Source organism: Paraburkholderia sp., assembly GCF_036488505.1.
Classification (GTDB): Bacteria; Pseudomonadota; Gammaproteobacteria; order Burkholderiales; family Burkholderiaceae; genus Paraburkholderia.
This window is the reverse complement of sequence record NZ_DASXHN010000417.1, coordinates 1-11,160: the sequence shown is the minus strand read 5'-3', so window position 1 is coordinate 11,160 and position 11,160 is coordinate 1. Positions and strand designations below refer to the sequence as shown.

The following is an 11,160-nucleotide window of genomic DNA, read 5'->3' as shown; positions in this document are numbered from 1 at the left end:
ATGTATTCCACCGTGCCACAGGCCTTTGCTGCTGACCGGATAAGAGCCCGACGGCTGCTGCGTGAGCAGTTTGTGGAATTCGCGTTCATCGATGAAATCTGCCGGCGCGCCAGCGGGGCCCGGCGCCTTTCTGCGAAACGGGAACGCGAACGGCAGCAGCTTCACCGGAGTGCTAGATGGATTCGCCGAAGTGGTATTTGCCATGGCTATGCCTATTCAGAAAAACCGAAGCTCAGGTTTCGCTTTGCATCTTTAAGGGGAGCTCCAGACCAACCGGGGAACGTGAAATGACCTCCGGCCGGGTCGCCGACTTGCAGATTGCCCTTCACGTCGATCAGCCCGCTCGGGCTCGCTAGCTCTATCCGTCCGTTAGCGATCTTGATGTAGGCTCCCGCGCCGTCGCCCAACGTGACGCCCTTCGATGCTGTGATATTCACTTGGTCTGTCGATGAACTGATAGCCACACTTTTGAGTGCTATCAACTCCATTGCATCGCCTTGGGCCTGCAGTTGGACCTTGCCCTTGGCAGCGAAAATGCGGATACCCAACCTGGCAGCAAAAAAGGAAATCGCGTCGCCTGCGGCGATCGCGATGCGCTTCATCACACCGATGTCGAGCCCGTCGCCGGCGGTAACGAAAAGTTGCTTACGCGCCGCTATTTGAAAGTCATTCCCGCTTGCCAGACCCATTCCGTCTGGCGCAGTCGCGACTACGACAGACTTCTCTAGTTGTGACAGATTCTGTTCGACAAGAGCGCGTTGTCTTCCGACCTCCGCGAGCAATGCTTGTGCGGCGTCAGCACTTTCATTCAGCGACTTCAGAATGTCTTCCGATTGTCGGAAGGTGTCGTCGGCATCTTGCGCCGCAAGTTGCTGACCGGCCGCAGCGGCTTGTTGCTCTGCCGAAATCAACACCCCCTTCGCCCCCCGCACCGCCACGTGCCCATCCGTCCGTAACTCCGCCCCCTGCCCGCACTCCTTGCGATCCGCATCGACCATATGCCCAAGATTGAGCTCGCTGGTCTGAAACGGCGTAGTGAGGTGGATATGCTCAACACCCTCCTTGTCCTCCATCCGCAACTCATTGCGAGCGGCGGTACGAACGATGTTGCGGGTGTTATTGAGGTTGTTGACCAGATCCGGATGCAGACTGTCATGCATCGCGCCAATGATCACCGGCCGATCCGGATCACCCGCCGTAAAGACGATAGCGACCTCCGCACCATCGATCAGCGGAAAATGATGGCCATAGTCATCGCCGCTATAAGGCTTCGCAAACCGCACCGGCCGGCTCGTCCCACCCGGACTCCACTGGTCGAGATCGAACGGCAGCACGATCACGTACCACCCCTGCCCGGTCAGATACGCATACTTGTAGTTGCCCGGCGACGTAACACGCGCCGGCAAAATTCCGTCGATAGCCGGTCGCCGAACCGACTCCATCGAAGTCCGCCACACCCGATCCGAAGGAATCCCTTCGAACGTTACCCGGTACGCCTGATCGCGCGCCCCGTGCGAGCGCACCGACGTCACGAAAATCCCATGTTTGGCATCCACGGGATTCGGATCGACGGACATGACCTCGCCCGCTTCCAGCCAGAACGGGTTGCCGGTACCGATAAAAGTAATCTGGCTGGCCAGATGCGCGCCATGCCGCAACTGCGCAATCCGCTGACCTTCTTCGGGCGTTTCGTAATGCTCACCCCAGCGATAATCGACGGCATTCGTCGTGTTGTCGCCGCGCGCCGCGTTCTCCTCGACCAGCAGCGAGACGCCCGCCTGCCGATGGTTGTAATCGTGCAAACGCACCGCCTCGGGCACCCGCCGCGTACGCCGCCTGAGCGTCTGGATCGCATCGGCACCCGCGCTTTCGAGCCCCGAATCGCGACGAAGCGGCACCGTCCGCTGCTTGCGCGCATACGCATCGAGATCGTCACCAAACACGATCACCGCGCGATCCTGCTTCTGCTCCCAGCGGAACCAGATCCCCTCCCGCGCGCAGAGACGTTGAATAAACGCGAACGTCGTCTCGTGATACTGCGTGATGTACTCATGCCGCTTGTGCTGGCCGCGCAACAGGAACACGAAATCCACTCCGTTGCGATACCCATAGTGCCGCAACGTATCGGTGATGATTTCCTCGGCCGACTGCTTCTGAAACAAGCGGCTCGTCACGCCGCGATCCAGATCGGCGAGCTTTGGCTCGATCACCACCCGGTAGCGCGTTTGGTCAGCCGACGTCTCGAACTCGTCGAACTTTGTCACGATGCCGTGAATCGTATGCGCCAGCGGTCTCGTGCTGAACTTCTCGGCGTTCTCGCCGAACATCTTGCGCAAATAGTCGATATCCGGATCACCCGGCTCGACAGTAAATCGTGCGGGACGGCCGAGCACCTGATCCATCGCAATGCCCGCTACCGGGCTAGTGAATTCGATCTCGTACCTGTACAGCTGGCTGACCCTGTCGACGCCAGTAAACTTCAGGATCGAGAACGGCGCCGGGTGTGGCGCCAGTTTCAATTCGTAAGCCTGCAACGGCGATACCATCGACATCCGATTCCTTTGAGCGCACAAACACTACCGCGCCGCCGGGGCACCGATCAACGGCACACCAGCGACTCCTGCGGGAAACTCGTGCAAAAAACTGCCCGGTCAGCTCTTCGCCTTCGGCATCTGCGAGACCAGCGAGAGCCCAATATCCATCCCCTCCACCTGGAAGTGCGGGATGATGAACAGCTTGATGCGGAAGAAGCCAGGGTTGTCCTCGATATCCTCGACCGTCACCTTTGCTTCGCGAAGCGGGTGCGATGCCTGCAGCTCATCACCGGGATCCTTCATCTCAGTCACGAGACCCTTGATCCAGTTGTTCAGTTCGATTTCGAGCAGGCGCCGGTCTTTGGTCGTGCCAATGTTCTCGCGCTGGATCAGCTTCAGGTAATGCGCGATACGCGACAGCAGGAAGATGTACGGCAGCCGTGCATTGATTCGGCTGTTCGCGCTCGCTTCCTTCGTCTCATACAGCGCCGGCTTTTGTGTCGAATTGGCCGAGAAGAAGCACGCGAAGTCGTGGTTCTTGTAAAACGACAGCGGAATAAAGCCGAGATTCGCGAATTCGAATTCGCGCGTTTCCGGAATCAGTACTTCGGTCGGAATTTTCGGCTGCGCGCCGGTGCCGAGGTCGTACAGATGAACCGGCAGATCCTCGACCTTGCCGCCCGCCTGCGGACCGCGAATCTGCACGCACCAGCCGTTGTTCACAAAACTGCGGGTCATGTTCGCGGCGAACGCGAACGATGCGTTGACCCACAAGTAGCGGTCGTGGTCCGAGCCCTTCACCGCTTCTTCGTAATTGAACGCGCGCACCGGCGTGGTGTCCTTGCCGTAAGGCAGACGGCCGAGCACGCGCGGCATCGTCAGACCGACATACCGTGCGTCGTCGGTATCCCGAAAGCTTTTCCATTTGATGTACTCGGCGCGATCGAAGTAGTTGCCGATGTCCTGGATCGCGGCGACTTCTTCCATCGACTTCTTCCCAAAAAACGCGGCCCCGACCGAGCCGATAAACGGCATATGGGCGGCGGCCGCCACCTTCGAGATGTTGCGGAGCAGCGCGACGTCCTGCGGCGAATTCGCGAACTCGAAGTCGCTGATCAGCGCGCTGATCGGCTGGCCGCCCGGCGTGTCGTATTCCTCGATGTATGTGAGACGGTACAGGCCGCTCTGAATCAGCTCGGGCGTATCGTCGAAGTCGCGTTGTAGCGCCTCCTTCGACACGTCGAGCACCTCCACACGCGCATTTTTGCGGAAGTCCGTGCGCGACACGAGCATCTTGAGACCGCGCCAGCGGCCTTCGAGCGCCTGAAACTCAGGCGTGTGCAACACCGCATCGAGCTGACGGCCGATCTGCCGATCGAGCTGGCCGATATGGAAGTCGAGTAGCGACTTGTCGAGACGATCCACCGGCTGGCTCGATTGCGCGACCAGATCGAGAAACGCGCCGATACCGCGCGCGATGCGCTCGTCGGCCGACGCTTCGGAGAGCATGTCGTTGTCGCGGAACGCCTCGAGCGGACGCGCTTCGGAGACGGGCTTCAGGTTGATCTTGTTGCACAGCGATGCGTAGACGCTCTCGCCGTTGACCTGCGCTTCTTGCGCAGTGGTCAGCACAACGGTCTCGGTGGCAGTCTGGCGGGATTCGTTCTGTTCCATGGGTGTTCCTGTCTGCGTTCCTGCAGGTATCTGGGTACGGGAAGCGGTGATGGCGCTCTGCGCCCTTCGCCGTTCAGGCATGGCCTTCCGGCTGGGTGGCGGCCGTGGCGATCTGTGCGAGTTCGCCGCGCAGCCTGTCGGACAGACGCCTGTCCTTCAGGACCTTTTCGAACTCGCGGCGGAACGTGCCGTTATCGAGCAGATTCGACTTGAGATCGCGCAGCAGATTGCGCATCGCTAGCAGCGCCTGCAATTCCGGAATCTGGCGGGCCACCTGCTCCGGCTCGAAGTCTTTCATCGAACGGAACGACAGCCTGACCGGCAGCTCCGAGCCGTCATCGGCGAGCGTGTTCCGGGCCGCGACTTTCAGGTCTGGCGCGTAATCGGCGAGCACCGCGTCGAAGTTGTTCTTATCGATGTTGACCTTCTTGCGCTCGGCCAGCGGCGCCTGCTCGCGGCCCGCGCTGAAGTCACCCGCGACGAGCAGCTTGAGCGGCAGTTCAATCTTCTTCTGTGCGCCGCCGGTGTGCAGATCCAGTGTGATGGAGACGCGACTTTTGGGAATTTCGCGCTGAAAGCTGTCCATTTGTGATCCTCATGTAATCAGGTTAGAGACGCTCCGGAACTCGCCCGTTTGCGATGCGGTGACTCCCTTCCCGCGCGTGCCCGCGGACGCATTTATTTACGACGCGCAAGAAAATAACACCGACGCCTTATTGCGCGGGTTCAATTCGAGATGCTTGAATGCGAGCCACTATTAAAACAGGTTTGACGACACGCCGTCAAAGGCCATTCCGCATATTTCACCTGCACAACTGTCAACAATAGTTACAACGATATTTTTCAGATAAGCCTCGGTTGCGCTAACGTTCATCGGCAGTGTATAAGCGCAGCAAAGATGCGCCGAAACCCTTGTCAGTCAAGGGCCAGCAACTCCGGTGAGCCCGAGGCATCGGTTAATTCGCACGGCCGATGGTCCGCTTCGGTTGGCAAAAGACACACTTTCTGACAAACAATATCGACGACGTCCTCTATATCAAAATAAATACGATATGAATAACTGTTAATTTTTCGCATCGACACCTGCAAACTCGTATACGATTCACGAAAACCCCGATATAAATTCCGCGTCTCGAATAACGAGACATAATCCACAACAGCGAAATACCAAACGTATGCGGATCGACAAACCGCTGTGGCATGAGGGGCTCATCCTCACGCAGCAGCACTTCCAGCAACAGGAAAGATGGGCCGGATTCGCGCTTCAGCAGCTCGCAACCGTCGCGCTCGCCGAGCCGTGGGGCACCCTCGGCGTCGAGGTCGACGAGGAGGCGCTGGCAACCGGGCGCCTGAAGCTCGCGCGGCTCAAACTGCGCTTTCCGGACGGCACGCCGGTCGACACCACCGCGGCCGATGCATTGCCGCTCGCGCGCGATCTGACGCAAGGGGTCGCCGCCGGTCAGCAGAGCGTCGTCGTGTTCGCCGCGCTCGCGCTGCCCGATGCGAACGGCAACAACTGCCGCTACGACGAAACGTCGCTGGCACGTCCGCGCCGCGCGTATCGCGAGTTCGTCAAGGTCGCGGATCTGAACGGCAGCGGTGAAACCGAGATCGCAGCGGAACGTCACGCGCTGCGTATGCTGTTCGATTTCGAGTCGCACGCGGAGGACACCGTCTGCGCGATCGCGCGCCTCGTGCGCACGACCAGCGGCCAGTTCAAGGTCGATCACCGCTTCGTGCCGCCGTGTCTGACGCTCGGCAGCCACCCGCTGCATCTCGAACGCATCAATCGTGTCGCCGACATTCTGCAGGCGAAGAGCGCCGCGCTCGGCGCACGCCGCAGCGAACGGCTCGAACAGGTCGCCGAGTATGGCGTCGCCGACGTGCAGCTATTCTGGCTGTTGCATTGCATTCACGCGGCGTGGCCCCAGCTGCGGCTCTACGCATCGCATCCGCGCCGCTCGCCGGAGCAGCTATACGGCACACTCGCTCAACTGGCTAGCGCTTTGATGACGTTCTCGACGCTCGCGCAGCTCACCGACATCCCGGCCTACGATCATGCGCGCGCCGACGAGATGTTCACGAAGCTCGAAACGACGATCCGCGATCTACTCGACGCGATCATTCCGTCGCGCGTGGTGTCGATCGGCCTCACCCGCAGAAGCACCACCACATGGACTGGCCAGTTTCTGGACGAGCGCATCGTCGAAGCCGCGGCCGACTGGTATCTGTCGGTCAACGCGCCGCTGCCGGCGTTCGAGCTTGCCGAACAGTTTCCGCGCCTGTGCAAGATCGGTGCGCCCGACGACGTCGAACACATCGTCAATTCGGCGCTGCTCGGCATTCCGCTGAAGGCGGTGCCGCGCGTGCCGGCCGCGATTCCCGTGCGCCTCGACAACCAGTACTTCGCGCTCGATCCCAACAGCACCGCGCACGCAAAAATGCTCGCGGCGCGTGCGTGCCAGATCTATCTGCCGGCGTCGGTGCCCGACGCTTCGCTCGAACTTTACGCGGTACTGCGCTCATGAACGCCCTGCCCCGAAACCACCATGAATCAGCGCTGCTCGACAGGGGTCCCGGAACGACCGGTGCGACGCGCGCAGGCATCCGCGATCTGCTGCGCGATACCGCGCTGCTCGTCACGACGTTCGCAACGAATGGCCATGTCGATAACGCAGTCGACTTCCGCAACCGTTGCAGCCAACTGATCGACAATTTTTCATATGGACTTGAGCGACGCGGCTATGCCCGAGACGTGCAACACGACGCGCTCATCGCCCAATGTGGGCTGCTCGATGAAATCGCGCTGCGTCATCTGTCCGCGGAAAGCCGCGCCGGCTGGGAAATGAAGCCGTTACAGGTCGAACGTTTTCAACTGCATGACGCGGGAGAGCGGGTGTTCGACCGTCTTGAAGCGCGCATGCGCGAGGCGTCGCCGCAAGTCGATCTGCTCGAATGCTATGCGGCGATTCTCAGCTTCGGCTTTATCGGCCGTTACGCGCGCGACGGCGAGGCGAAGCGCTCGGCGCTGATCGCCTCGCTAAATGCGCAACTGGAAAAGCTGCGCGCCGCGCCGACGCAGACCTTTATCGCGGATCGTCCCGGGCGCCGGCTCTCCGACTGGTTGTACCGGTTATCGCCGTGGACCATCGCGGGGCTCGCGTGCATCGTCGCGGCGATCGTCTGGCTCGCCTGGTCGGCGGCGCTCGACGCGCAACTCGCACAGCTCGCACAGGCCAAGGTCACCCAGCCGTGAAGTCCGATCTGCCAGTCCTGTCCGCGACGCCGGCGCCCGCGCGCGGTCGCACGTACGAAGGCCTCGGTTATCCGCTGCGCGCGCTGGTCGGATTCGCGGCCGCGCTGGCGCTCGCCGTCACCTGGTTCGTGCTGCCGGCGGGGCGTGATACCGCGTGGGCGCTGACAGCCAGCATCGGATTGATCGCGCTGGCGCTGGCTGGGTGGCGCAGCGTCTGGCTGTCGCACGCGCACGGACAGAGTGAGCAGGCGCTGGCCGCGCTTGGTGCCGCGACCGCCGACCTTCCGGCCAGGCTACGCACCCGCATGCCACTCGTGCTGGTCACCGGCGATGGCTTGCCGGCGCTCTTCAACCGCGGCGATCAGGAACGCTTCGCGCACGTCGGCGAGGGCGCGATCTGGCTGCGCGTCGATCGGCCGCAAGAGCTGCGGCATATCGCGGTCGCCATCAGGCAATGGCGCGACGGGCGCGCGCCCGATGGCGTGGTGCTATCGGTCGCGCCCGCCCTGCATGCCGGCGCGGACATGCTCACTCAGAAGCTGCGCGTCGTGCGCCAGGCGGTCGCCGATGCGGCTCGCACGCTCGGCACGCGTCTGCCAGGCTATGTCGCGATCTATCAGCGGCTTACACCTGGCCGACTCGATCTGTCGTTGCCTGCGTGGTATGGGCTGTCGTCGGCCATGCAAGTGGTCGACGCAGCGCGTTTCGAAGCGGTGATTCACGCAGCCGAAACCGAAGTGCAACGCGCGCCCACCGAAACCACCAGCACCATCGGCACCCGCGACACCGCAGCCATCACAAGTAATACGGGGGCGACAATCAACGCGTGCGCGACGCGCGCCGCGGCACTCGCGTCGCTGGTCGGCTGGACGCAGCGGGTCGTGATCGGCACGCTGACCGACCATCAGCAGCCGGCCACGCCATGGACGCTATTCGGTGCGGGCTGGGTCGACTGCGGTCCCGGGAGTGGCCCGGCGAACCCGTGGGAACGCGACGTGCAGATGCAAACGTGCGTGACGCGCGCCGCCGTTGGCGCATCGCCGCTGCCGTGGCCGTTGCCGCAACCACTGATCGCGGCGATGCCGCGGCGCTACTGGGCGTCGCCGCGCCGCGCAGCTTTCGCGCATGCGCTCGCGCTGTTCGCCTGCGCGGCCGCCGCTGCGTTCTGGTCCAGCGCAAACAACAACGACGCGCTGCTTGCCCGTATCGGTGCGGATCTCGGCCGCTATCGGATGATCCCCGCCACGCACGACTCGGCGAAGCGGGACGCGCTGCGAGCGCTCGTTGGCGATCGCGACGAACTTGACGGTTACGCACGTATCGGCGTACCGCTGCATCTGTCACTCGGCATGTATCGCGGCGCCCGACTGCTGCCGTCACTCAACGACGCGATTGCGTCGTACGTACCGCCGGCCCCGTCGCCGGCGGTCATCACGCTCGACAGCATGTCGCTGTTCGACAGCGGCCGCGCTCAGTTGAAGCCGGGTTCGACCCGCGCGATGGTTGGCGCGCTCGAAATGATAAGGACGCATCCGGACAAGCGGATTCTGGTCGCCGGGCATACCGACGACGTCGGCAACCCGCGCAGCAATCTGAAGCTCTCCACGGCGCGCGCCGAGGCCGTGCGCGACTGGTTGACCGACGCATCCGGTATCGCGGCCACGCAATTCGCGATTCAGGGATATGGCGATTCACGGCCGACTGCGAGCAACGAAACACCTGATGGGCGCGCGAAAAACCGGCGCGTGGAAATCACGCTCGTGCCGGACGCGGACAAGTAATTCGCCCCCGCCAGCAATCAGATCTTTAGTCCCCGAAGCGCCCCGCTTCGGGATTCTGAAGCTCGGGGGCTAGCTCCGGGCGGTTGACGTAGTAGTAGAAAAAAGGAGTAAAGCATGGCAATTCCGGCCTATATGTGGCTCAAGGACGATGGCGGCGCCGACATCAAGGGTTCGGTGACGGTACAGGAACGTGAAGGCAGCGTCGAACTCGTGGCGTTCGATCACGGCGTCCATATTCCGACCGACGGCAACACCGGCAAGCTGACCGGCGCGCGCGTGCACAAGCCGATCACGCTGACGAAGGAAACGGACGCGTCGACACCTTATCTGTACAAGGCGGTGACGAGCGGCCAGACACTGAAATCGGTCGAAATCAAGTGGTACAGGATCGACGACGCGGGCAAGGAGAAGGAATACTTCAACACGAAGCTGGACAACGTAAAGATCGTGGCAGTCAGGCCGAAGATGTTCGATATCAAGAACCCCGACTACGAGAAGCACAACCATCTCGAAGACGTCGAGTTGCGCTACGAGACGATCACATGGTCGTACAAGGACGGCAACATCATCCATAAGGACACGTGGAACGAGCGTTCATGAAAACCGCGTGCTTGCGCATGCACAACTGCCCGGCGCGTTGCGCGCGGTCTGTTGGTGCACTGATGTATTGACGCGCCGACGTACCGACGCTTGTCAGCACATGTCGATCAGTCCGCGAACCGGGCTGGTCGTTCCTCCCCTTTCTAGCGGCGAGCGCCCGTTGCGCTCACCGCTGCCTCCGCGACCGGACTGCCGACATGACTTTGCGCGACGACCGAAGGAACGCCCTTTGGGACACCACTCAGCTGCTGCGCCGACTCAATCCGCACTGCGCGAAAGCGCTCGAAGCAGCCGCGAGTCTCTGCCAAATGCGGCTCGCTAACGAAATCACCGTCGAACACTGGCTACTGAAGCTGATCGAAGCCGGCGACGGTGACATCCCGGCAATGCTAACGCACTACACGATCGATATCGACGCGGTCTGGGACGCGCTGCTGGGCGCGATCGATCGTCTGCCGCGCAACCTGCGGGGCAAACCGGCGCTCGCGCCGCCACTCGCGGCGTTGCTCAAGGATGCGTGGGTGCATGCGTCGTCGGAGAGCGACGACGCTGAAATCCGCTCCGCCAATCTGCTGCAGGCGATAACCGATGCGCCGCACCTGTTGCGCGCGCATAACGCGTGGCCGCTGCTGTCTGTCAGCAGCACGCAGATCCAGCGCGTGTTGCCGCGCATCGCACATCGGTCGTGTGAAAGCGAACATGAAAATCCGGCTGCGCCCGCACCGCACCAGACATCGATCAGCACCGCAGGCGCGGATCGCGCGGGAATGTCCGAGGGCGGGTCGGACGCATCGACCGCGGCAGGCAGCACGCGAACAAGACTGTCGCCATCGGCCGGCCCCGACGCCCTCGCCCGCTTCGCGATCGATATCACGGATAAAGCAAAGCGTGGCGACATCGACCCGGTGTTCGGCCGCGATCGCGAAATCCAGCAGATGATCGACGTGCTCGCGCGCCGCCGCAAGAACAATCCGATCCTCGTCGGCGATCCGGGTGTCGGCAAAACCGCGCTCGTCGAAGGTCTCGCGCTGCGCGTCGCAGCGGGCAGCGTGCCGAACGTGATTCGCGACGTGCGCATCCTCACGCTCGATCTCGGTCTGCTTCAAGCAGGCGCGGGCGTCAAGGGCGAGTTCGAACAACGCCTGAATAACGTGATCGACGAAGTACAGGCATCGCCCGAACCGATCCTGCTCTTCATCGACGAAGCGCACACGCTGATCGGCGCGGGTAACGCGGCCGGCGGTGCCGACGCCGCGAATCTGCTCAAACCGGCACTCGCGCGCGGCGAGCTGCGCACGATCGCGGCAACGACCTG

Annotated in this window: 9 protein-coding genes; 5 read left to right on the top strand and 4 right to left on the bottom strand. The window is 62.3% G+C overall.

Annotated features, from left to right (window positions below; translation table 11 throughout):
- The 4 genes from VGH68_RS24170 to tssB form a co-directional block, all read right to left on the bottom strand.
- On the bottom strand, positions 1-204 hold a 204-nt coding region (locus tag VGH68_RS24170; protein ID WP_331606233.1), incomplete at its 3' end, for a hypothetical protein.
- 8 nt (positions 205-212) lie between these two features.
- Positions 213-2,552 carry a type VI secretion system tip protein VgrG gene (locus VGH68_RS24165; RefSeq protein ID WP_331606232.1) on the bottom strand — a complete coding sequence of 780 codons (2,340 nt, stop codon included), beginning with the start codon at positions 2,550-2,552 and terminating at the stop codon, positions 213-215.
- Between the two features lie 99 nt (positions 2,553-2,651).
- Positions 2,652-4,208, bottom strand: coding sequence for a type VI secretion system contractile sheath large subunit (gene tssC, locus VGH68_RS24160; protein WP_331606231.1), 1,557 nt, complete (start codon positions 4,206-4,208; stop codon positions 2,652-2,654).
- A gap of 73 nt (positions 4,209-4,281) precedes the next feature.
- The gene (gene tssB, locus VGH68_RS24155; protein WP_331606230.1) at positions 4,282-4,794 is read right to left on the bottom strand and encodes a type VI secretion system contractile sheath small subunit; all 513 of its coding nucleotides are present in this window, start codon (positions 4,792-4,794) and stop codon (positions 4,282-4,284) included.
- A 589-nt stretch (positions 4,795-5,383) separates the two neighbouring features.
- On the opposite strand from tssB, the gene tssK reads away from it, so the two are divergent.
- From tssK to VGH68_RS24130, 5 genes are all read left to right on the top strand, one after another.
- Positions 5,384-6,736, top strand: a complete 1,353-nt coding sequence (gene tssK / locus VGH68_RS24150; protein ID WP_331606229.1) for a type VI secretion system baseplate subunit TssK — start codon at positions 5,384-5,386, stop codon at positions 6,734-6,736.
- A complete protein-coding gene (locus VGH68_RS24145) occupies positions 6,733-7,464 on the top strand; it encodes a DotU family type IV/VI secretion system protein (protein ID WP_331606228.1) in 732 nt (243 codons plus the stop codon). Before tssK ends, VGH68_RS24145 begins: the two co-directional genes overlap by 4 nt.
- Positions 7,461-9,245: an OmpA family protein gene (locus VGH68_RS24140; protein ID WP_331606227.1), complete on the top strand. Its 1,785-nt coding sequence runs from the start codon at positions 7,461-7,463 to the stop codon at positions 9,243-9,245. The genes VGH68_RS24145 and VGH68_RS24140 overlap by 4 nt, the downstream gene beginning before the upstream one ends.
- A 114-nt stretch (positions 9,246-9,359) precedes the next feature.
- On the top strand, positions 9,360-9,845 hold the full coding sequence (locus VGH68_RS24135) for an Hcp family type VI secretion system effector (RefSeq protein WP_331606226.1): 486 nt from the start codon (positions 9,360-9,362) through the stop codon (positions 9,843-9,845).
- Between the two features lie 197 nt (positions 9,846-10,042).
- Positions 10,043-11,160: AAA family ATPase (locus VGH68_RS24130; RefSeq protein WP_331606225.1), on the top strand; the 1,118-nt coding region annotated here is incomplete at its 3' end.